The following is a 21,726-nucleotide window of genomic DNA, read 5'->3' as shown; positions in this document are numbered from 1 at the left end:
CCGTGCCGCAGGGACAGGTGTCCGTCACGCCCACCGACGGGCTCACCACCCGCCAGCGTCGCAACCGGCCGCTGCTGGTCGTGCACACCGGGGTGATGAAGGGGAAGTCGACCGCCGCGTTCGGGATGGCGCTGCGCGGCTGGAACCAGGGCTGGTCGATCGGGGTGTTCCAGTTCGTGAAGTCCGCGAAGTGGAAGGTCGGCGAGGAGGAGGCGTTCCGCGCCCTGGGCGAGGTCCACTCCCGGACCGGGCAGGGCGGGCCCGTCGAGTGGCACAAGATGGGCTCGGGCTGGTCCTGGTCGCGCAAGGCCGGCACCGAGACCGACCACGCCGCCGACGCCGCCGAGGGCTGGGCCGAGATCCGCCGCCGGATCGGGACCGAGGCGCACCGCGTCTACGTGCTCGACGAGTTCACCTACCCGCTCAAGTGGGGCTGGATCGACGTCGACGAGGTCGTCGACGTGCTCACGAACCGGCCCGGGCAGCAGCACGTGATCATCACCGGCCGCGACGCCCCGCAGGCCCTGGTCGACGCCGCCGACCTGGTCATGGAGACCACGAAGGTCAAGCACCCGATGGACGCCGGACAGAAGGGCCAGCGGGGGATCGAGTGGTGAGCACGGCCCGCGCGCTGGTCGTCGCGGCGCCGTCGTCGGGGAGCGGGAAGACCACGGTCGCGACCGGGCTGATGGCCGCGCTGTCGCGGCGCGGCACCCGGGTCGCACCGTTCAAGATCGGGCCGGACTACATCGATCCCGGCTACCACACCCTCGCCGCGGGCCGCCCGGGCCGGAACCTCGACGTCGTCCTGCAGGGCGCCGACCGGCTCGCCCCGCTGGCCCGGCACGGCGCGCGGGACGCCGACGTCGCCGTCGTCGAGGGGGTGATGGGCCTGTTCGACGGCCGCATCGCCGACGGCGCCGGGTCCACCGCCCAGGTCGCGGCGGCCCTGGGCGCGCCGGTGGTGCTGGTCGTCGACGTCCGGGGGCAGTCCCGGTCGCTGGCCGCGCTGCTGCACGGTTTCCGCAGCTTCGACGACTCCGTGCAGGTCGCCGGGGTGATCCTGAACCGGGTCGGGTCCGACCGGCACGCGCAGGTCTGCCGGGCCGCGGCCGAGGAGGTCGGGCTCCCGGTGCTGGGCGCGGTCCCGCGCCGCGCCGAGCTGGCGGTGCCCTCGCGGCACCTGGGCCTGGTCACCGCCGCCGAGCACGGCTCCGCCGCGACCGCCGCGGTGGACGCGATGGCCGCGCTCGTCGCCGAGCACGTGGACCTCGACGCCGTCCTCGCGCTCGCCCGCCCGCTGCCCGACGGACCCGTCTGGGACCCGGCGGCCGAGCTCGGGACGGACCCGGTGCCGGGCCGTCCGGTGGTCGCGCTCGCGGGGGGCCCGGCCTTCGGGTTCGGCTACGCCGAGCACGCCGAGCTGCTCAGCGCGGCCGGTGCCGACGTGACGACCTTCGACCCGCTGCGCGACCCCGCGCTCCCGGCGGGCACGGCCGCGCTCGTGCTGCCCGGCGGCTTCCCCGAGGAGCACGTCGGCGCGCTCGGGGACAACGCGCCGCTGCGGGCGCAGGTCGCCGCGCTGGCCGCGTCCGGGGCGCCGGTGCACGCCGAGTGCGGCGGGCTGCTGTACCTGTGCCGCGACCTCGATGGGACGCCGATGTGCGGGGTCCTCGACGCGTCGGCGGGGATGACACCGCGGCTCACCCTCGGCTACCGCGACGCGGTCGCGGTGTCGGCGTCGCCGCTGTTCGCGGCGGGTGAGCGGGCCGGGGCGCACGAGTTCCACCGGTGCGCGGTCACCCCGAGGGCCGGGGCCGCCCCGGCCTGGGCGTGGCGCGGCGGCGAGCCGGAGGGCTACGTCGACGCCCGGGTGCACGCGTCGTTCCTGCACACCCACCCGGCCGGGGTGCCCGGCGCCGTCGCCCGGTTCGTCGCGGCGGCCCGCGCCGGCGCCCCGGCCGCGCTCGCATGATCACCGGCCGGGGAGCGGAGCCTCCGCGGGCCGAGCGCTCCGCTCCACGGCCGGTGGTCACCGTCGGGGTGGGGCTGCGGCCGGGCACGTCCGAGGCCGCGGTGCGCGCGCTGCTGGACCGGGTCGCCGCCGCGCACGGGCTGGAGCTCGGGGACGCCGTCGTCGCCACCCTGGACCGGCGGGTGTGGGAACCGGGGTTGCGGGCGGCCGTAGCACCGCGGGAGCCGCACGGGTTCGCGGCCGCCGCGCTGGCCGCGGTCGCGGTGCCGCGGCCGGCTGCCCGGGTGGCCGCGGCCGTCGGGACCTCGTCGGTCGCAGAGGCCGCCGCGCTGCTCGCCGCCGGCGACGGGGCCCACCTGGTCGTCGGTAAGACCGCTGGTCAGGGCGTCACCGTCGCCGTGGCCGCCCGATCGGCGGATGTGGGATTGCCCTCCGGGGTCTCCTCCGAAACATGCGGGCCCGGCTATCGTCCGGCGTCGCCGTCGAGCGGGGGGCCCGCGCAGGGAACCGCTGCCACCGCCGGGCGTCGGAGTCCGGGAGAGGAACGTCGTTGAACGCGCACCACGAGCAGTACCTGGTCGGGCTGGACCTGGCCGGCCGCCGGGCCGTCGTCGTCGGTGGGGGACAGGTCGCCCAGCGCCGTGTCGCCCGCCTGATCGCCGCGGGAGCGGTCGTCGAGGTCGTCTCGCCCGAGGTCACCCCGGCGGTCGAGGGCATGGCCTCGGCCGGGGAGATCACCTGGACGGCCCGCCGCTGGACCGACGGCGATCTCGCCGGCGCCTGGTACGCGATCGCGGCCACCGACGAGGCCGCGACCAACGCCGCCGTCGTCGCCGAGGCCGAGCGGGACCGCGTGTTCTGCGTCCGCGCCGACGACGGCGACAAGGGCACCGCGGTCACCCCCGCCACCGGCGGCTACGACGGGCTCACCGTCGGCGTGCTGGCCCGGGGCGCGCACCGGCGGTCCGCGGCCGTGCGCACCGCGCTGGTCGAGGCGCTGGCCGCCGGTGTCGTCGACGAGTCGGCCGAGCCCCCGCGGGCGGGGGTCGCGCTGGTCGGTGGCGGCCCGGGCGACCCGGAGCTGATCACCGTGCGCGGCCGGCGGCTGCTGTCCCGCGCCGAGGTCGTCGTCGCCGACCGGCTCGGCCCGCGCGACATCCTCGACGAGCTGTCCCCCGAGGTCGAGGTCATCGACGCCTCGAAGATCCCCTACGGCCGCGCCATGGCCCAGGAGCGGATCAACGAGCTGCTCATCTCCCACGCCCGGGCCGGGAAGTTCGTGGTCCGTCTCAAGGGCGGTGACCCGTTCGTCTACGGCCGCGGGTTCGAGGAGGTCCAGGCGTGCGCCGCGGCCGGGGTGCCGGTGACCGTCGTCCCGGGCATCACCAGCGCCTTCGCCGCACCGGCCGTCGCCGGGACGCCGGTGAGCCACCGCGGGGTCGCGCACGAGATCGTCGTCGTGTCCGGGCACGTCGCGCCGGGTGACCCGCGCAGCCTCACCGACTGGACCGCGCTGGGCCGGATGACCGGCACCATCGTGCTGATGATGGCCGTGGAGCGGCTCGGGAAGTTCGCCGAGGCGCTGATCACCCACGGCCGCCCGGCCGACACCCCGGTGCTGATCGTGCAGGACGGCACCACCCGGATCGAGCGGTCGGTCCGCGCGACGCTGGAGACCGCCGAGCAGGTCGCGGCCGAGCAGGAGATCAGCCCGCCGGCGATCGTCGTGATCGGGCCCGTCGCGGGGCTGCAGGCGCCCGTCGGGGGGTGACCCCGGCAACCCGTTGCACACTGCAAGTTTGCAATGTGCAACGATCGCGGGCGTGACGGACGAGATCGATGACGTCGTCGACGCGGTGATGACCGCGAGCCGGGCGATGCTCTCCGTGGTGGCCCGGTCCCTGGCCGCCGCGGGCGAGCGCACCGGCGGTGACACCGCCGGCGACGTGACCCTGCCCCAGTACCGCGCGCTGGTCGTGCTGGCCCAGTACGGCACCCGGCGACCGGCCGACCTGGCCAGGGCACTGACCGTGTCGGCGTCGACGGCGACCCGGATGTGCGACCGGCTGGTGACCCGCGGCCTCGTCGCGCGCACCCGCACCGGCGACGACCGCCGCGAGGTCGCCGTCGCGCTCAGCCCGGCCGGGCGGGCGCTCGTCGACGAGGTCACCCGGCTGCGCCGCGCCGAGATGCACCGGCTGCTCGCGACGCTGCCCGCCGCCGAGCGCGCCGCGGTCCGCGACGCGCTGCGCCGCTTCGCCGAGGCCGCGGGCGAGGTCGGCGAGACCGACTGGGCCGTCGCGCCCGTGCCCGCCGAGGACGGTTCCCGGTGACCGCGGTCCGCGCGCTGCACCGCGCGCTCGTCGGCACCCGGCCGGGGCTCGTCGGCCTGGCGACGGTCATCGGGGTCGGTGCCGGCATCGGGTCGGTGCTGTTCCACGAGCTGATCCTCGGTGTGACCTGGCTGGTCACCGGCCGGGAGGACTTCTCCGACGCCGGCCGGGTCGCCTCGCCGCACCTGCCCGGGCTGGGGGTCTGGTTCCTGCTCGTCGCCCCGGTGCTCGGCGGCCTGGTGTACGGCCCGCTGGTCCAGCGGTTCGCGCCGGAGGCCCGCGGGCACGGGGTGCCGGAGGTGATGCTCGCCGTCGCGCGCCGGGGCGGGCGGATCCCGGCCACCGTCGCCGCGGTGAAGGCGCTCGCGTCGGGGATCTGCATCGGCACCGGCGGCTCCGTCGGCCGGGAGGGCCCGATCGTGCAGATCGGCTCCGCGCTCGGCTCGGCCATCGGGCAGTGGCTGCGGGTGCCTGCCACCCGGCTGGTCCTGATGGTCGCCTGCGGCGCCGCGGGCGGGATCTCCGCGACGTTCGACGCCCCGATCTCCGGGGTGGTGTTCGGCCTGGAGCTGATCCTGCGGTCGTTCAGCGCCGAGGCGTTCGGCGTGCTGGTGATCAGCTCGGTGGTCGCGAACGTCGTCGCCGAGGTGATCGCCGGGGACCGCGCGATCCTGACCCTGCCGCACTTCGACCTGGGCAGCCCCGCCCAGCTGCCGCTCTACGCGCTGCTCGGGCTGCTCGCGGGGCTGCTGGGCTGGGCCTTCGCCCGCATCCTCTACGCCGTCGAGGACGCCTGCGACGCCGTCTGGCGCGGCCCGGAGTGGCTGCGCCCGGCCGTCGGCGGGCTGCTGCTCGGCGCGCTGCTGCTGGCGCTGCCCCAGATGTACGGCGTGGGCTACCCGGTGCTGGAGGCCGCGATCGGCGGCCGGTACGTCGTCGGGTTCCTGCTCCTGCTCGTCGTCGGGAAGATCCTCGCCTCCAGCCTCACCATCGGCATCGGCGGGTCCGGCGGCGTCTTCGCGCCGTCGCTGTTCGTCGGCGGCACCGCCGGGACCGCCTTCGGCTACGCCTCCGCGGCCCTGTTCCCGGCGCTCGACCTGCACCCCGGCGCGTTCGGCCTGGTCGGCATGGCGGCGGTGTTCGCGGGGGCCGCGCACGCCCCGATCACCGCGGTGCTCATCGTGTTCGAGCTCACCGGCGACTACGCCCTGATCCTGCCGCTGATGGCCGCCGTCGTCCTGGCCACCGGCCTGTCGAACCTGGTGTCGCGGGACAACATCTACACGCTCAAGCTGCTGCGACGCGGGATCGACCTCGCCGCCGACACCCCGACCGACGAGGCGCTGCGCCGGGTCGTCGTCGCCCAGGTCATGCGCCCCGCCGACGGCACGACGCCCGACCCGGAGCTGCCCGCCCTGGACCCGCACGGCTCCGTGCACGACGTCCTCGGGGTGCTCGCCGCGCACCGGGGCGCCGCGCTGCCCGTGCGGGAGGGGCCGGACGGGCCGCTGCTCGGGACGTTGACCGAGCACGACCTGCTCGACCATCTGCGGGGAGTGGCCGGGCGGGGGACGGTTGACCGCTAACCCGGTCGCGTGATGGGCTCCGGCCGACGACGGAACAGGAAGCCGGTGCGAGTCCGGCGCGGTCCCGCCACTGTCACCGGGGAGTGCCCTCCCCACACCGGCGCCACCGCCCGCGAGGGTGGGAAGGCCTGGGAGGGCGTACCGATCCGGGAGCCAGGACACTGCCCGTCGTCGCGGATTCCCACTGATGAGGGCGCGGACCCTCGAGGAGGACATGCGATGAGCCACGACCTGGTGGTGCTCGGTACCGATCCGTCCGGCGACGACGCGTCCCGGACGGGGGCGCACGACCTGCTGGCCGAGGCCGGGACGGTCTTCGCCTTCCCGCAGGCCGAGTCGACCGCCCTGTTCTACGCCGAGGCGTGGCGGGTCGAGCCGGTCACACCGCGCGACGCCGTCGCCCGGATCGGGGCCTGGGCCGCCGCCGGGCCTGCCGATGCCGCGGTGCTGCTGGTCGGGGGCGACCCCGCGGGCGACGCCGCGCTCGGCGCCGTCCTCGACGGTCTGGCCCGCACCGCTCCCACGCTGCGCGTCCGGATCGCCGAGGGCAGCCGCGTCGCACCGCCGCACCGCAGCCCGCTGATCGGCTGAACTCACACGGGGCCCGGGCTCAGCCCCGCCAGCTGCCCAGCGGGTCGGCTCGGGTGAGGTCCGGGTCGGCGGCGTCGAGCGTGCGGGTGCGGCCGGGGCCGGTGAGCGCGGTCTCGAACCGCACGGTGACCCGCCCGTGCCCGGCGCCCTGGACCCAGCCGTGGCCGTGCTCGGGGTGGGCGACGTCGTCGCCGGCGCGCCAGGGCCGGTCCGGGTCGGGTTCGCGGTCGGGCCGGTCCGGGCGGAGCGGGCCGGGCGCGTCGCCGGGCTCCTCGATCGCGTCGGGCCCGGTGGCCGCGTCGTTCTCCGGAGCTGCGTCGAGCACGGTCACCCCCGCCGCGACGGCCGGGCGGGTGGCCGCGGGCGGGGCGTCGGGGGCCGGGGCCGTCGTCCACCCGCTCTCCGACGGCACCGCGTCGAACAGCGCCAGTGGCGGCTCGTCGCCGAAGCCGGACACCGACACCCCCAGCAGCCGCACCCCGCCCTCGCCGACGGCGCCCTCGGCCAGCCGCCGGGCCACCGCGACCAGGGTCGCCAGGTCCCGGGTCCCGAAGGGGGTCGTCTCGGACCGGGTGTGGGTGGTGAAGTCCCCGGTCCGCGCCTTCACCGTGACGGTGCGGGCGGTCCGGCCGTCGGCGACCAGGCGCCGGTGCACGGCGACGCAGATCGACTCCACCGCGGTGTGCACCGCGCTCATCGCGGTCAGGTCGGCGTCGAACGTCGTCTCCGCGCTGATCTGCTTGGCCGCGCCGCGCGGGGCGACCGGACGGTCGTCGACACCGCGGGCCAGGCGGTGCAGCTCGGACCCGACGGCACCGCCCAGCACCCCGGCGACCTCGCGGGCGTCCATCGCGGCGAGCTGTCCGATCGTCTCGATCCCGATCTTCCGCAGCGCCTCGCCGGAGACCGGCCCGATGCCCCACAGCGACCTCACCGGGAGCGGGTCGAGCACGGCGGCCTGCTCGGCGTGGGCGATCACCCGCAACCCGTCCGGCTTGGCCAGCTCGGAGGCGATCTTCGCGACCTGCTTGCCCGACCCGGCACCCACCGAGGCGGGCAGCCCGGTGCGCTCGCGCACCGCGCCGCGCAGCCGGGTGCCCCACTCCCGCACCCGGTCCGGGGAGGCCCCCACGAGGTCGGGCGGCTCCACGAACGCCTCGTCGACCGACACCGGCTCGAGCACCGGGGAGAACTCGCCGAGGACGGCCATGACCTCCTCGGACAACGCCTTGTACAGCGAGAACCGGGGCGGCAGGACGGTCGCGTGCGGGCAGCGCCGCCGCGCCTGCCCCATCGGCATCGCCGAGCGGGCCCCGAACACCCGCGCCTGGTAGCTCGCCCCCGCGACGACGCCGCGCGGTCCCGCGCCGCCGACCAGGACCGGCCGGTCGGCCAGGGTGGGCCGGGTCAGCTGTTCGACGGAGGCGAAGAACGCATCCATGTCGAGATGCAGCACCCAGCGGTCGGCCGCCGCGGTCACCTCACCATCACCCGTGCATCGTGCCCCGGCGCACCGACAGGACCGCGTCGCCGTCGGCGACGGAGACGACCGGGGCCACCGGTCCCGCCCCGGCGACGGCGCCCGGGTGGTCGTCGAGGCCGGTGGCGACGTCGGCGACCCACCAGCTCCCGCCGGTGCCGGTCCAGCCCAGCACCCGGGCCGGGGCGTGCGGCGGGGACAGCGTGATCGCGTCCATCGGGCTCGACAGGCCCTCGCCGGTGGCCTTGAGCAGCGCCTCCTTGCGGGTCCAGGTGACCAGGAACCCGGTGCCGTCGGGCGTGCCCGCGGCGAGCTCGGCGGGGGAGAGGGTGTGCCGGACGAGACCGTCGAGGCCGGACAGCGGGCGGTGCGCCTCGACGTCGACGCCGACCGGGCCGGTCCCGACCGCGACGCCGACCAGCGCGCCGGAGTGGGTCAGCGAGAACCCGGGGTCGTCGCCGCGCCCGGCCAGGCGCGGCTTGCCGTGCGGCTCCCCGCAGCGACAGGTCCGGTCCAGGACGAGCGCGGCGGGGTCGGCGTCGAGCCGCTCGGCGAGCACGAGCCGGGCCAGGGCGTGCGCGGCGAGGTAGCGGGCGCGGTCCTCGTGCCTGCGCAGTGCGAGGAGCCGCTCGCGTTCATGGGCGTCCAGCAGCGCGACGAGGTCGGCGCGGTCGCCGGGATCGGCCGGGGCGGCCCACCAGACGGTGACGGTCACGGCGTCCAGCCTTCCACGTCGCTCCCGCGCCGGGCCGCACCGCCGGGAGTGATCACGGATCGGGCACGCGGAGGGTCGCCCGCCGACGTCCCCGGTGCCCGATCCGTGATCGTGCCCGTGCCCTCAGCCGCTGCGGCGGGCGGCGAAGTCCGTGCGGACGTGGGCCGGGCGGGCCTGCGGGGCCGGCCCCGCCGTGCGCGGTGCCGGCGGGCCGCCCGGGGCGCCGGACCGGCCGCGCCTCGCCGCGCGACGCTCGGCGCGGTTGGCGGGGGTGGGCGCCCCGGCGGGACCGGTGTCGGCGGTGGGGACAGAGGTGTGTCGGGTCGTGGGCATACGACCTCCTCGGGGCATCGGGTCGGACTCGGACCGGGTGCGGAGGGCCGGTGACGCGCGGGGACGCCGGAAGGGCCGCACGAGGGCGGCGACGGTTCCGGGCCCGGTGGACGTCACGGGCCGGCGGCGGAGCGCGGAGGTCGGCTCCGCGGGCCGCTCAGAGGAACCGGATCAGCATGGCGGCGACGCTACGACGACCGCCCGGGCCGGGGCCACCGGTTTTCCCCGGGGCCGCCGACCTATCGTCGCGGGCATGGAGACGGCGGACGTGCTGGTGGTCGGCGGCGGCATCGCCGGGGTGTCGGTCGCGTGGGAGCTGGCCGCGCACGCCCGCGTCGTGCTGACCGAGGCCGAGCAGGACCTGCCGGTCCACGCCACCGCCCGCTCGGCGGCCACCTACATCCCCGGCCACGGCTCCGGCCCGTTCCGCACGCTGATCGACGCCTCCGGGCCGCGGTTCGCCGCGCTGCCCGAGCAGCTCGGCACGCCGCCGCTGCTGTCCCCGCGCCCGGTCCTGCACCTCGCCGACGACGAGCAGGCCGCCGACCGCCTCGCCACGACGCTGCGCGAGCAGCACGGCGAGCCCGGCGCCCCGGTCGCCCTGGACCCCGCGCAGGCGTGGCGCCGCGCGCCGGTGCTGCGCCGTGCCCCGCGTGCGGCCGCGTGGACCGCCGGCGCCTGCGACGTCGACACCGCGGCCCTGCACGACGGCTACCGGCGCGGGCTGCGCGCCCGCGGTGGCACCGTGCTGCGCGGCGCCCGGGTGGCCGCGCTGGACCGGGACGGCTCCGGCTGGAGCGCGACGACGACCGGCGGGCACCGGGTGCGGGCGGGAGTGGTCGTCGACGCGGCCGGGGCCTGGGCCGACGCGGTGGCGGCGCTGGCCGGCGTACCCGGCGCCGGGCTGACCGCGTACCGGCGCACGATCGCCGCCTGCCCGGTCGGCGACCCGTCGGTGCTCACCGTCGACGGTGCCGTCCTGCCGATGATCGCCGACGCCGCCGAGCGCTGGTACCTCAAGGCCGAGGCGGACGTCGTGCTGGTCTCCCCGGCCGACGAGACCCCGGCCGAGCCGGGCGACGCGCGGCCCGACGAGCTCGACGTCGCCCTCGCCCTGGACCGGGTGGGCTCGGCGACCACGCTCGGGCTGCGGTCGGTCCGGACCGCGTGGGCGGGGCTGCGGACCTTCGCCCCCGACCGCGCCCCGGTGCTGGGCGCGCGCCCGGAGCACCCGGGGTTCTTCTTCGTCGCGGGGCAGGGCGGGTCGGGCATCGAGTCCGCCCCGGCACTCGCGGCGCTGGCCGCGTCGGTCGTCCTGGGCCACCCGGCCCCGGCCGACGTCGAGCTCGACCCGGCTGTGTGCTCGGTCACACGGCTGATGTAAGCGGACGCTTACCCATGGCTGGCACCATGGTCCCCATGGCGCTGACCACCACCGGCACCGAGACGCACGACCTGTTCTCGGGCGACTTCTGGACCGACCCGCACCCCGCCTACGCGGCCCTGCGCACCGAGGAGCCGGTGCGCGAGCTCGCGCTGCCGGACGGGAAGGCGTGGCTGATCAGCCGCTACGCCGACGTCCGTGCGGCGTTCGTCGACCCGCGGCTGAGCAAGGACTGGCGCTGGACGCTCCCCGCCGACCAGCGCGAGGGCCAGCCGGCCGCGCCGATCCCGATGATGATCCTGATGGACCCGCCGGACCACACCCGGCTGCGCAAGCTCGTCGGTCGCTCGTTCACCGTGCGGCGGATGAACGACCTGCAGCCCCGGGTGGAGGAGATCACCCAGGAGCTGCTCGACGCGCTGCCCGCCGAGGGTCCCGTCGACCTCATGCGCCAGTACGCGTTCCTCGTCCCGGTGCTGGTCATCTGCGAGCTGCTGGGGGTGCCCGCCGAGGACCGCGACATGTTCTCGGCGTGGTCGTCGGTGATGGTCGACGACTCCCCGCAGGAGGAGAAGTTCGCCGCGATGGGCAGCCTGAACGGTTACCTTGCCGAGCTGATCGAACGCAAGCGCACCGAGCCCGACGACGGCCTGCTGTCCGGCCTGCTCGCGGTCAGCGACGCCGACGGCGACCGCCTGTCGTCCGAGGAACTGGTCGCGATGGCGACGCTGCTGCTCATCGCCGGGCACGAGACCACGGTCAACCTGATCGGCAACGGCGTGCTCGCCCTGCTGACCCACCCCGAGCAGCGCGCCCGGCTGCAGGCCGACCCGTCGCTGATCGCCTCGGCGGTGGAGGAGTTCCTGCGCTTCGAGTCCCCGGTCGCCAACGCCCCGATGCGGTTCGCCAGCGAGGACGTCGAGTACTCCGGGGTGACCATCCCGGCCGGGTCGACCGTCATGCTCGGCCTCGCCGCGGCGAACCGGGACCCGGAGTGGCTGGAGGACCCGGAGCGGCTCGACATCACCCGGGACTCGTCGTCCGGGGTGTTCTTCGGCCACGGCATCCACTTCTGCCTGGGCGCGCAGCTCGCCCGCACCGAGGGGCGGGTGGCCATCGGCAAGCTCATCGCCCAGCGGCCGGACCTGGCGCTGGCCGTCGAGCCGTCCGAGCTCGTGTACCGCGAGTCGACGCTGGTCCGGGGCCTGTCCCGGCTGCCGGTCACACCGGGCGAGCCCGCCTGAGGGCGCCGCGGCCGGGCGCGACCGAGGGGGTGCGCCCGGCGGGCGGTGTCGGACCGGCCGTCGGCGCAGCGGGCGGGTGTCAGCGCAGCGGGGCGCCGGTCTTCTCCCGCACCTCGTCGGCGCCGACGCCGGGCGCGGTCTCGACCAGCTCGAGCCCGTCCGGCGTCACGTCGATGACCGCCAGGTCGGTGACGATCTTCGTGACGCAGCCCAGGCCGGTGATCGGCAGCGAGCACCGCTCGACGATCTTGGGGGACCCGTCCTTGGAGACGTGGTCCATCATCACGATCACCGAGCGCGCGCCGTGGACGAGGTCCATCGCCCCACCCATCCCCTTGATCATCTTGCCGGGGATCGCCCAGTTCGCGAGGTCGCCGTTCGCGGCGACCTCCATCCCGCCCAGGACGGCGACGTCGAGCTTCCCGGCCCGGATCTGGCCGAAGCTCTCCGCGGAGCCGAAGAAGGCGGCGCCGTCGGCGACGGTGACGGTCTCCTTGCCGGCGTTGATGAGGTCGGCGTCGACCTCGTCGTCGGTGGGGTAGGGGCCGACGCCGAGGATCCCGTTCTCCGAGTGCAGGACGACCGTCCGGCCCTCGGGGATGTGTCCGGGCACCAGGGTCGGCATGCCGATGCCGAGGTTGACGTACGCGCCGTCGGGCAGTTCGGCCGCGACCCGGGCGGCCATCTCGTCACGGTTGAGGGCCATGGTCAACGCACCGTCCTGAACTCGACCGGCTTCTCGACGCCGGGGACGTGCAGCACGCGGTGCACGTGGATACCGGGGGTGTGCACCGCGTCGGGGTCGATCTCCCCGGGCTCGACCAGGTGCTCGACCTGGGCGATCGTGGTCCGCCCGGCCGCGGCGCAGTCCGGGTTGAAGTTGCGCGCTGCGCGCCGGAACACCAGGTTGCCGTGCCGGTCGCCCTTCCAGGCGTGGACCAGCGCGAAGTCCGGGGTGAGGGCGCGCTCGAGGACGTAGGTCACGCCGTCGAACTCGCGGGTCTCCTTCGCCGGGGACTCGACGGCGACCGAGCCGTCGGACGCGTAGCGCCAGGGCAGCCCGCCCTCGGCGACCAGCGTCCCGACCCCGGCCGGGGTGTAGAACGCCGGGATGCCCGCACCGCCGGCCCGCAGCCGCTCGGCGAGCGTGCCCTGCGGGGTCAGCTCCAGCTCCAGCTCACCGGCCAGGTACTGGCGGGCGAACTCCTTGTTGTTGCCGACGTAGGAGCCGATCGTCCGCCGGATGCGCCCGGCGGCGAGCAGGGTGCCGAGGCCGAAGCCGTCGACGCCCAGGTTGTTCGAGATCGTCTCCAGGTCCGTCGCGCCCTGCTCCAGCAGTGCCGCGATCAGCACCGTCGGAACCCCGGACATGCCGAACCCGCCGACCGCGAGCGACGCCCCGTCGCCGATGTCGGCGACCGCGTCCGCGGCGGATGCCACCACCTTGTCCATCACGCACCTCCGTCGCCGACGACGGTACGCGGCGTACGACAGACGCACAAGCGTTCGCTGTGCGAACACGACTCGACGGGTCGGGACCCACCCTCCGCGCGCCGAGGTGCAGCTCAGGGGTATCCGAGAGGCCGACCCGGGAGCTCCGAGCTGCATCCCGGTGACGTTCCAGGGGCAGGGGTGCCCGCTCACGGTGTCGAGATGCAGCTCAGCGGGGCCCGAGGGTGCCCCGCACCCCGCTGAGCTGCATCTCGGCGACCGCCGCCGTCGCGGCGCACCGTCGGCGGGGTGGGCGCGGCGTGGGTCAGGCGGGGGCGGTGTGCGGGTCCCCGACGGCGATCTCCCCGCCTGCGGCGACCTCGGCGTAGACCCCGGCGCACGCCCAGACCCCGCCGACCTGCGGGATCTCGATGCGGTTGTTCTTCGCGATCGTCCGCAGGGTGTCCGGGTCGTCGGGCAGGTCGCCCTGGGGGAGCGTGGTCATGACACAGCGCATGGTGGCGAAGGAGAACGTGATCCGGGCGTCGTCGCCCAGGGCGCTGGTGCTGCCGGGCCAGTCGTTCTCGACGAAGCCCGTCCCCTCGTCGCGCAGCACGATGTTGGGGCGGTAGCGGAGCGGGTCGAAGGTCGCGTCCGGGTTCAGCTCCCGGAGCCGGTCCAGCGTCGACTCGGTGAGCACGTGCAGCGACGACAGGTCGAAGAACGTGCCCGGCGCCCCGAACGCGGAGATGTCGAACCGGCTGATGACCTCGCCGGAGTCCTCGTGCCGGGTCGTCGTGTCCTCGATGAGCTTCCGCGGCGCGAGCTGCTGCGGGGTGAGGCCCTCGATGTCGGGCCACAGCTCCTCGAAGTAGCTCCCCTCCGGCGGGACCGAGATCAGCGAGACGTCGCGGCCCAGCGCCGCGGACAGCGCGGTGTCGAGGCCCTCGTCGTCGCTGCGCAGCACCGAGCCGTCCGGGAAGGTGATCTCCACCGGCGGGGTGGGCTCCCCGACGACCGGCTCGGCCACGAACCGCGCGGAGAAGCTCAGCAGGCCCAGCCAGCGCTTGGGCACCTTGGCGCTGGCGATGATGCCGGTCCCGTTGTCGAGCACCGCGTAGGCGCGGTCGCCGAGCAGCCCCCGTTCGGTGATGGTGGCCCGGGTCAGGGACTCCCCGAGCATCGACTTGACCGGATAGCGGTAGAGCGCGGCGACCGTCATGTCCGGTGTATATCGGTCCGTCCGTTCGACGTGCACGGCCCGAACGGACGGGCCCGCGGGAGCAGTCCTCAGCTGAGGACGCGCCTCCGGTCGACGGCCGCAGATGCGCGGCCTCCGGCGCCCGGTTCACCCGGACGTCGCAGCTCAGCGGCCGAGCAGTGCCGCCCGCAGCTCGTCGGCGGAGGCGTACACCGTCGTGGCGCCCGCGGCCTCCAGCTCGCCCGGCTCGGCGTAGCCCCAGCCCGCTCCGGCACAACGGAGGCCGTGCTCGGCGGCGCCCTCGACGTCGTGCAGCCGGTCGCCGACCATCAGCGGCTCGTCCGCGCCCGCGGGGGACCCGAGCCGGCGCAGCGCCTCGGCGACGACGGCGCCCTTGGTCGGCCGGTCCGCGGCGCGGGTGTCACCGACGATCTCGGTGAACAGGTCGGTCCAGCCGTGGTGGGCGAGGATCTTGCGGGCCGAGGTCTCGCCCTTGCTGGTGGCCAGGGCCATCGTCACGCCGGCCGCGGACAGGGCACGCAGCAGCTCCGCGACGCCGGGGTAGGGCGTGCAGTCCAGGCAGCCGTCCTCGTCGCCGTAGAGGCGCCGGTACACGGGCAGCACGGCGGCGGTGCCCTCGTCGCCGAGGATCGGGGGCAGGCTGCGGTAGAGCGGCGGGCCGAGCAGGTGCGTGCCGAGCGCGGACTCGGGGACGTCCAGGCCCACCTCGTCGATCGCGCGGCGCATCGAGCCGAGGATGCCGGGGGCGGAGTCGACGAGGGTGCCGTCGAGGTCGAGCAGGATGTGGGTCAGCACGTCGGGTCATTCTGCCTCCCGGGAGACCCGGCCGTCCCTTCTCCCCGAACGGTCGCAGGTCGTACACTTGTACGCATGGCGAACACACTGCTCGGGCCGCTGTCCGGCACCGACCGGGTCGACGGTCTGCTCGACGACGGCGGGTGGATCGCCGCCCTGCTGGAGGTCGAACTGGCGCTGTCGGCGGTCGCCGCCGAGCAGGGCGCGGTCACCGAGCACGACGCCGACGCGGTGGAACGCGCCGTCGCCGCCGTCGCGGGCGTCGACCCGCACGCGCTGGCCGCCGAGTCGGTCGAGGGCGGCAACCCGGTGATCCCGCTGGTCAAGCGGCTCAAGGCGGCCGCGGCGCGGATCCAGCCCGGCGCCGAGCGCGCGGTGCACCCGGGCGCCACCAGCCAGGACGTCATGGACACCGCGCTGATGCTGCTCACCCGACGGGCCGGGCACCGCGTCGTCGCCGACCTCACCGCCTGCGCCGACGCCGCGGCCGCGCTCGCCGCCACCCACCGCGACACCCCGTGCGCCGCCCGCACCCTCGGCCAGCAGGCGCTGCCCACCACCTTCGGCCTCGTCGCCGCCACCTGGTGCACCGGGCTGGACCGGGCACGCACCGGCCTCGACCGGGTGCTCACCGCGCTGCCGGTCTCCTACGGCGGCGCCGCGGGCACCCTCGCGGCCGTCCACCCGTTCGGCCCGGCCGTCGCCGACGCGCTGGCCGCGCGGCTCGGCCTCGCCCCGCAGGGCGTGCCGTGGCACACCGAACGCAGCCGCATCGGCGAGCTCGCCGGGGCGCTCGGCGTTGCCGCCGGGGCCTGCGCCAAGCCCGCGGGCGACGTCGTGCTGCTGTCCGCCACCGAGCTCGGCGAGGTGTCGGAGTCCGCGCCGGGAGACTCGTCGTCGATGCCGCACAAGCGCAACCCGGCCGCGGCCGTCACCGCCCGTGGCGCCGCGAAGCGCGCCCCCGGCCTGGTCGCGACGCTGCTCGCCGGCGCCGAGCAGGAGTTCCAGCGTGCCGCCGGTGCCTGGCACGCGGAATGGGAGACGCTCGTCGCGCTGCTGCGGGTCACCGCGGGCGCCGCGGCCCGGCTGCGGGTGAGCCTGGAGGGGCTGCAGGTGCACCCCGAGGCGATGGCCCGCAACCTCGACCTCGCCGCGGGCACCCAGGGCCACGGCACCGGGCACGCCGCCGACCTGGTCGACACCGTCCTCGCCGGGCGGCCGGCGTGAGCACCCCGGAGGACGTGGGCGCCCCGCGCACCGAGCAGGTCCGCTCGCTGGCCCGGGGGCTGGCCGTCATCCGGTCCTTCGACGCGCAGCGCCCGCAGCAGACCCTCGCCGACGTCGCCCGTGCCACCGGGCTCACCCGCGCCGCGGCGCGCCGGTTCCTGCTCACCCTGGCCGAGGAGGGCTACGTCCGCACCGACGGCAGGCTGTTCACCCTCACCCCGCGGGTGCTCGAGCTCGGCTGGTCCTACCTGTCCGCGATGGGCCTGCCCGAGATCGCGGCCCCGCACCTGGAGCGCCTGGTCGCCACGGTGCGCGAGTCCGCGTCGGTGTCGGTCCTCGACGGCGACCCGCACACCGGCTACGACGTCGTCTACGTCGCCCGCGTCCCCACCTCGCGGATCATGACCGTCACCATCACCATCGGGACCCGCTTCCCGGCCTGGGCGACGTCGATGGGCCGCGTCCTGCTCGCCGCGCTCCCGCCCGCCACCCTCGACTCCTACCTCGGCGCGCTGGAGCCCGCGGCGCTGACCGCGCACACCGTCTCGACGCCCGGGCAGCTGCGCACCGAGCTGGACCGGGTCCGCGCCGACGGGCACTGCGTCGTCGACCAGGAGCTGGAGGCCGGGCTGCGCTCGGTCGCGGTGCCCGTCCACGACCGCGCCGGGAGGGTCGTCGCGGCCGCGAACGTCTCCACCCACGCCTCCCGCAACGACGCCGACGGCCTGCGCGCCGACATCCTGCCCGAGCTGCGCGCCTGCGCCGCCGCGATCGAGGCGGACCTGCGCGCCGCCGGGTGACCGGGAACAGACCGCGCCCGCGGTGGGTTGGCCCTCCCAGGAGCTGATCACGAGCGACGGAGGCACGGTGAGCGGACGTCTGCACCTGGCGGTCGAACTCGGAGCGGCGGGGCGTCACCCCGGCGCGTGGCGGCTCGGCGGCGCCGACCCGGCCCGGCTGTTCACCGCCCCGTACCACCTGGACCTGGTCCGCACCGCGGCGCGCGGCGGGCTCGACCTCGTCGCGCTGCCCGACTCGCTGCAGCCGCCCGGGGCCGACCCGGCCGCACTGCCCGGCACCCTCGACGCCGTCGCCGTCGCCGCGCGGGTCGCGCCCGCCGTCCCCGGTATCGGGATCGTGCCGACGGTGACGGTCACCCACACCGAGCCGTTCCACCTGTCCAAGGCCGTCGCCACCCTGGACTTCGTGTCCACCGGGCGGGCCGGCTGGCAGCCCGACGTGTCGCGCACGCAGGCCGAGGCCGACCTGTTCGGCCGTGCGCGCGCCGACCGCGACGCGGCCTCGCTCTGGCGGGAGGCCGGCGAGGCGATCGAGGTCGCCGCCCGGCTGTGGGACTCCTGGGAGGACGACGCCGAGATCCGCGACGCCGCCACCGGCCGCTTCGTCGACCGCGACCGGCTCCACCACATCGACTTCACCGGCGAGTTCTTCTCCGTGACCGGACCGTCGATCACCCCGCGCCCGCCGCAGGGGCAGCCCCTGACCGTGCTGCGCGGCGACGAGATCGAGGCGCTGGCGACCGTGGGCCGCTACGCCGACGTCGTCCGGGTCGCGGCCGACACGGTCGCCGGTGCCGCCGAGGCCCGGGACCGGGTGCGTGCCGCCGTCGCCGACGCCGGGCGCCACCCCGACCAGGTCACCGTGCTGCTCGACGTCGAGACCCTGCTGGGCGACGACGCCGCCGCGCGGCTGCGCGAGCTCGACGCACTCGCCCCCGCCGACGCCGACACCGTCCCGGCGACGCTGCGCCACGTCGGCGACCCGGCCGCACTCGCAGCCCTGCTGCGCGACGCCGCCGAGGAGCGCGCCGCCGACGGGTTCGTCCTGGTCCCGCTGGCGCTGCCGTCCGGGGTGGACGAGATCGTCGACGGCCTGCTGCCCGCACTCGGCGACGCCTGGACGCCCGCCCCCTACGACGGCACCCTGCGCGACCGCTTCGGGCTCGCCCGCCCCGCGGACCGGTACACCCCGACGGCGGGCTGACCGGCACACTCGCCGGGTGCGCGTCCTCACCGCCGACGACCGGCTGCGGGCCCTGCTCGCCCGCCAGCTCCTCACCGGGCGAGCCGTCCTGACGGTGCCGCGCGCCCTGGAGCGCATCGGTGGGCTGCAGACCCAGCACGCCCCGTCGGGCTACCTCGGGCTCTGGTCGCGGCTCATCGGCTTCGAGCGGTCCGCACTGACCGCGATGCTGCACGACGGACGCGTCGTACAGGCCTGGGCGATGCGCTCGACCATCCACATGCTCAGCCGCCGCGACCACCGGGTGTTCACCGCCGCCGTCCGCGCCGAGCAGCGCGCGGACTGGCTGCGGCTGTCCCGCGACGTCACCGACGCCGACATGACCGCCGCCGCACGCGTCGTCGGCGGGCTGCTGGCCGACGGGCCGCGCCGGCACGCCGAGATCACCGCCGCACTCGCCGACGCGGGCCTGCCCGCGGGCGTCTTCCCCGGCGTGCAGCACTGGGTCGGGCTCGTGCGGATCCCGCCCGCCGGCACCTGGGCGACCCCGCGCGCCCACGTCTACGGCCTCGCCGCGCCCGGCCCGGAGCCCGGCCCCGCCGCGGCACGGGCCGCGCTGGCCCGCCGCTACCTGCGGGCCTTCGGGCCCGCGTCCGCGCCGGACGTCGCGCGGTTCGCGGGCTGGCCGGTCCGCGTCGCCCGCGCAGCCCTGGCGGGGGAGGACCTGCGCCCGTTCGCCGCCGAGGACGGCACCGCGCTGCTCGACGTGCCGCGCGCCCCGCTGCCCGGGCCCGGCGCCCCGCTGCCGGTGCGCTTCCTCGGCCCCTACGACGCGGTGCTGCTGCTCGGGCACGCCGCGGCCACCGGGATCGTGCCCGCCGAGCACCGCCACCACGTGTTCGCCACGACCCGGCCCCGCTCGGCGCCGGTGTTCCTGCTGCACGGCCGGGTCGCCGGCACCTGGGAGCACCGCGACGGCCGCGTCGCCACCACCCCGTTCACCCCGCTCGACGCCGCCGACCGGCGCGCCGTCGACGACGAGGCCGAGCTGCTCACCGCCTGGTACCGGGACCCGGGGCCGGGAGCGTCCCCGGCGTGACGCACGATGGGATCATGACCGGCACGACGCAGCCGAAGTCGACCAGGCCCGCACCGGGCACCCGGGAGCGGCTGCGGCGCGCGCCGGTCGAGTCCGGTCTCGGGATGGCTCCCGACCCGTCGTCGACCCCGGAGCGCGTGGTGGTGCGCGCCCCGCTGCACGACGGCGTCCGCACCGCCGACGGCCGGGTCCTCCCGGTGCTCCCGGCGCTGCTGGCCGACGCGGGCCTCGGCTACCTCGTCTTCTCCACGGCGCGGCTCACCGGAGGCGCGCCCACCGTCGACCTGCGCCTGGACGCGGCCGGCGTCCCCGCACCGGACGCGCGGTGGCTGCGCGCCGAGCTGACGCTGCTGCACCTCGACGACGAGGTCGGCGTCGGCCGGGCCGAGATGCGCGACGACACCGGGGTCGCCGTCGCGCACGTCGTCGCCACCTTCGCCCTGACCGGTGCCCCCGCGGGCCCCGGCGGGCTCGCGACCGCGCCCGCGACAGGGACCACCGCCGCCGGCACCGACGCCCGGGCCGCGCTGCCGCCGTTCGACGCCACCCGGCTGCGGACCGAGCACCTCGAGCGCGACGCCGACGGCGACGTCGTGTTCACCCCCGGCCCGTCGACGACGAACCTCAACGGCACCACCCACGGCGCGGTCCTGTCCGGGCTCGCCGCCGCGGTCCAGTCCGCGCACCCCGGCGCCGCGGACGCCCGGCCGTTGTCCACGACGGTGGAGTTCCTGCGCCCGGTGCAGGTCACCGACCGGCTGCGGGCCCGCACCGTCGCGATCCGCGACGGCCGCCGCTTCCGCACCCTGGGCACGGAGCTGCTGCTGCCCGACGGGCGGACCGCGGTGCGCGCCGTCGGCACCGCGCTGCGCCGGTGATCGCCCGGACGGGTCGTCGCTGTTAGCGTCGTCACCGTCCCCGGCTCGGAGGTGCGCACGTGTCGACCCCGCAGGTCCCCGCCCCACGACCCCACCGGATCGCCGTCATCGGGTCCGGACCGTCCGGTCTGTACACGGCCGAGGCGCTGCTGGCGGGTGACCCGTCGGTGCACGTCGACGTGATCGACCGGCTGCCCGCGCCCTACGGTCTGGTCCGCTACGGCGTCGCCCCCGACCACGTGAAGATGAAGTCGGTCATCCGCGCGCTGGTGCGGACCTTCGACGACAGCGACCGTGTCCGGTTCCTCGGCAACGTCCACGTCGGCCCCGGCGGCATCCCGGGGGAGGCGCTGCGGGAGCACTACCACGCCGTCGTGCACGCGACGGGCAGCGCGGTCGACCGCGACCTCGGCGTCCCGGGGGAGGACCTCGCGGGCTCGGTCGGGTCCGGTGCGTTCGTGTCCTGGTACTGCGGGCACCCCGACGCGGTCGGTCCCGGCCCGCTGCTCGACCGCCCCGGCGTGGTCGTGGTCGGCGCGGGGAACGTCGCCGTCGACGTCGCGCGGGTCCTGGCCCGCCCCGCCGACGACCTCGCCGCCACCGACGCGCACGACGCGGTGCTCGACGCGCTGCGGGCGAGCGCGGTCACCGACGTGCACGTCCTGGTCCGGCGCGACCCGCTGCACGTGAAGTTCACCCCCGCCGAGCTGCGCGGTCTCGGCGGCCTCGACGACGTCGACGTCGTGGTGCACGACGACGGCCTGCTCGCCGCGGGCGTGGCCGAGCCGGAGGAACGCCGGATGCGCCAGAACATCGAGATGCTCACCGAATGGGCCCGCCGGTCCTCCACCGGCGCGCCCCGGCGGATCCACCTGCGGTTCCTGCGGTCCCCGGTCCGGCTCGTGGACGACGGCACCGGCCGGGTCGGCGCCGTCGAGATCGAACGCAACGCCCTCGGCGACGACGGCCGGGTGCGCGGCACGGGGGAGCGGGAGACCCTGGAGGCGGGCCTGGTCGTGCGGGCCATCGGCTACGCGGGCGAGCCCATCGAGGGGCTGCCGTTCGACGCGGCCACCGGCACCGTCCCGCACGAGGCGGGACGGGTGCTGCTCGGCGGGGAGCCGGTGCGCGGCAGCTACGTGGCCGGGTGGATCAAGCGGGGTCCGACCGGCGTGATCGGCACCAACAAGGGCGACGGCGCGCAGACCGCGGAGTCGGTACTGGCCGACCTGCCGACCCTGCCGACGCCGCCGCGGCCGGGCGGCGACGCCGTCGTCGAGCGGATGCGCTCCTACGGCGTCGACCCCGTGCTGTGGGAGGACTGGCTGCGTCTCGACGCCGCCGAGCTCGCCCTGGGGGAGCGGCGCGGCGGCACCGACCGGGTCAAGATCGCGGACCGGGCGGAGATGCTGGACGCCGCGCGCCGCCACAGCTCGCGGTCGTAGCGGCC

At 76.5% G+C, this 21,726-nt stretch carries 22 protein-coding genes and 1 riboswitch; of the genes, 15 read left to right on the top strand and 7 right to left on the bottom strand.

Annotated features, from left to right (window positions below; translation table 11 throughout):
* Window positions 1-2: 2 nt before the first annotated feature.
* The 7 genes from cobO (at window position 3) to ND486_RS17350 (ending at window position 6,485) form a co-directional block, all read left to right on the top strand.
* Window positions 3-617, top strand: coding sequence for a cob(I)yrinic acid a,c-diamide adenosyltransferase (gene cobO / locus ND486_RS17380; RefSeq protein WP_251785163.1), 615 nt, complete (start codon window positions 3-5; stop codon window positions 615-617).
* Window positions 611-1,975 carry a cobyrinate a,c-diamide synthase gene (locus tag ND486_RS17375; protein WP_251785162.1) on the top strand — a complete coding sequence of 455 codons (1,365 nt, stop codon included), beginning with the start codon at window positions 611-613 and terminating at the stop codon, window positions 1,973-1,975. Before cobO ends, ND486_RS17375 begins: the two co-directional genes overlap by 7 nt.
* Window positions 1,976-2,028: 53 nt before the next feature.
* Window positions 2,029-2,529: a cobalamin biosynthesis protein gene (locus tag ND486_RS17370; protein ID WP_251785161.1), complete on the top strand. Its 501-nt coding sequence runs from the start codon at window positions 2,029-2,031 to the stop codon at window positions 2,527-2,529.
* Window positions 2,526-3,746 (top strand): uroporphyrinogen-III C-methyltransferase, encoded by a 1,221-nt coding sequence (gene cobA / locus ND486_RS17365; protein WP_251785160.1) that lies wholly within the window; start codon window positions 2,526-2,528, stop codon window positions 3,744-3,746. The genes ND486_RS17370 and cobA overlap by 4 nt, the downstream gene beginning before the upstream one ends.
* A 52-nt stretch (window positions 3,747-3,798) precedes the next feature.
* On the top strand, window positions 3,799-4,308 hold the full coding sequence (locus tag ND486_RS17360) for a MarR family transcriptional regulator (protein ID WP_251785159.1): 510 nt from the start codon (window positions 3,799-3,801) through the stop codon (window positions 4,306-4,308).
* Window positions 4,305-5,894 (top strand): chloride channel protein, encoded by a 1,590-nt coding sequence (locus tag ND486_RS17355; RefSeq protein ID WP_251785158.1) that lies wholly within the window; start codon window positions 4,305-4,307, stop codon window positions 5,892-5,894. The genes ND486_RS17360 and ND486_RS17355 overlap by 4 nt, the downstream gene beginning before the upstream one ends.
* Window positions 5,891-6,079: riboswitch (cobalamin riboswitch) on the top strand. It overlaps the preceding gene by 4 nt.
* 34 nt (window positions 6,080-6,113) lie before the next feature.
* Entirely contained in the window at window positions 6,114-6,485 is a 372-nt protein-coding gene (locus tag ND486_RS17350) for a hypothetical protein (protein ID WP_251785157.1), read from the top strand.
* 19 nt (window positions 6,486-6,504) lie between these two features.
* Here the strand turns inward: ND486_RS17350 and ND486_RS17345 are convergent, their stop codons facing one another.
* The 3 genes from ND486_RS17345 to ND486_RS17335 form a co-directional block, all read right to left on the bottom strand.
* Entirely contained in the window at window positions 6,505-7,965 is a 1,461-nt protein-coding gene (locus ND486_RS17345) for a DNA polymerase IV (RefSeq protein ID WP_308215854.1), read from the bottom strand.
* 7 nt (window positions 7,966-7,972) lie between these two features.
* The gene (locus tag ND486_RS17340; protein WP_251785156.1) at window positions 7,973-8,680 is read right to left on the bottom strand and encodes a 4'-phosphopantetheinyl transferase superfamily protein; all 708 of its coding nucleotides are present in this window, start codon (window positions 8,678-8,680) and stop codon (window positions 7,973-7,975) included.
* A gap of 123 nt (window positions 8,681-8,803) precedes the next feature.
* Complete coding sequence (locus ND486_RS17335) at window positions 8,804-9,013, bottom strand: hypothetical protein (protein WP_251785155.1); 210 nt, start codon at window positions 9,011-9,013, stop codon at window positions 8,804-8,806.
* A 253-nt stretch (window positions 9,014-9,266) separates the two neighbouring features.
* Here ND486_RS17335 and ND486_RS17330 point away from each other — a divergent pair, with 253 nt between their 5' ends.
* Window positions 9,267-10,397, top strand: a complete 1,131-nt coding sequence (locus ND486_RS17330; protein ID WP_251785154.1) for an FAD-binding oxidoreductase — start codon at window positions 9,267-9,269, stop codon at window positions 10,395-10,397.
* 35 nt (window positions 10,398-10,432) lie between these two features.
* Window positions 10,433-11,641 (top strand): cytochrome P450, encoded by a 1,209-nt coding sequence (locus ND486_RS17325; protein ID WP_251785153.1) that lies wholly within the window; start codon window positions 10,433-10,435, stop codon window positions 11,639-11,641.
* A gap of 79 nt (window positions 11,642-11,720) precedes the next feature.
* On the opposite strand, the gene ND486_RS17320 is transcribed toward ND486_RS17325, so the two are convergent.
* From ND486_RS17320 to ND486_RS17305, 4 genes are all read right to left on the bottom strand, one after another.
* Window positions 11,721-12,347, bottom strand: coding sequence for a 3-oxoacid CoA-transferase subunit B (locus ND486_RS17320; RefSeq protein ID WP_251785152.1), 627 nt, complete (start codon window positions 12,345-12,347; stop codon window positions 11,721-11,723).
* 2 nt (window positions 12,348-12,349) lie between these two features.
* The gene (locus ND486_RS17315; RefSeq protein WP_062396104.1) at window positions 12,350-13,093 is read right to left on the bottom strand and encodes a CoA transferase subunit A; all 744 of its coding nucleotides are present in this window, start codon (window positions 13,091-13,093) and stop codon (window positions 12,350-12,352) included.
* Window positions 13,094-13,397: 304 nt separating this feature from the next.
* A complete protein-coding gene (locus ND486_RS17310; protein ID WP_251785151.1) occupies window positions 13,398-14,294 on the bottom strand; it encodes an MOSC domain-containing protein in 897 nt (298 codons plus the stop codon).
* A gap of 144 nt (window positions 14,295-14,438) precedes the next feature.
* Window positions 14,439-15,089, bottom strand: coding sequence for an HAD hydrolase-like protein (locus ND486_RS17305; RefSeq protein ID WP_251785150.1), 651 nt, complete (start codon window positions 15,087-15,089; stop codon window positions 14,439-14,441).
* A gap of 75 nt (window positions 15,090-15,164) precedes the next feature.
* Between ND486_RS17305 and ND486_RS17300 the strand changes: the two genes are divergently transcribed.
* The 6 genes from ND486_RS17300 to ND486_RS17275 all read left to right on the top strand — a co-directional run bounded on the left by ND486_RS17300 (window position 15,165) and on the right by ND486_RS17275 (window position 21,721).
* Complete coding sequence (locus ND486_RS17300; RefSeq protein WP_251785149.1) at window positions 15,165-16,316, top strand: lyase family protein; 1,152 nt, start codon at window positions 15,165-15,167, stop codon at window positions 16,314-16,316.
* On the top strand, window positions 16,313-17,116 hold the full coding sequence (locus ND486_RS17295; protein WP_251785148.1) for an IclR family transcriptional regulator C-terminal domain-containing protein: 804 nt from the start codon (window positions 16,313-16,315) through the stop codon (window positions 17,114-17,116). The genes ND486_RS17300 and ND486_RS17295 overlap by 4 nt, the downstream gene beginning before the upstream one ends.
* A gap of 67 nt (window positions 17,117-17,183) precedes the next feature.
* Window positions 17,184-18,320, top strand: a complete 1,137-nt coding sequence (locus tag ND486_RS17290; RefSeq protein ID WP_251785147.1) for an LLM class flavin-dependent oxidoreductase — start codon at window positions 17,184-17,186, stop codon at window positions 18,318-18,320.
* A 16-nt stretch (window positions 18,321-18,336) separates the two neighbouring features.
* Window positions 18,337-19,398, top strand: a complete 1,062-nt coding sequence (locus tag ND486_RS17285) for a winged helix DNA-binding domain-containing protein (RefSeq protein ID WP_251785146.1) — start codon at window positions 18,337-18,339, stop codon at window positions 19,396-19,398.
* 14 nt (window positions 19,399-19,412) lie between these two features.
* Complete coding sequence (locus tag ND486_RS17280) at window positions 19,413-20,276, top strand: PaaI family thioesterase (RefSeq protein WP_251785145.1); 864 nt, start codon at window positions 19,413-19,415, stop codon at window positions 20,274-20,276.
* 59 nt (window positions 20,277-20,335) lie between these two features.
* Entirely contained in the window at window positions 20,336-21,721 is a 1,386-nt protein-coding gene (locus tag ND486_RS17275) for an FAD-dependent oxidoreductase (protein ID WP_251785144.1), read from the top strand.
* The last annotated feature ends 5 nt before the right edge of the window (window positions 21,722-21,726 follow it).

This window comes from Pseudonocardia sp. DR1-2 (assembly GCF_023717215.1).
Classification (GTDB): domain Bacteria; phylum Actinomycetota; class Actinomycetes; order Mycobacteriales; family Pseudonocardiaceae; genus Pseudonocardia; species Pseudonocardia alni.
The sequence above is the reverse complement of the archived record's forward strand: the minus strand, read 5'-3'. Positions and strand labels throughout refer to the sequence as shown.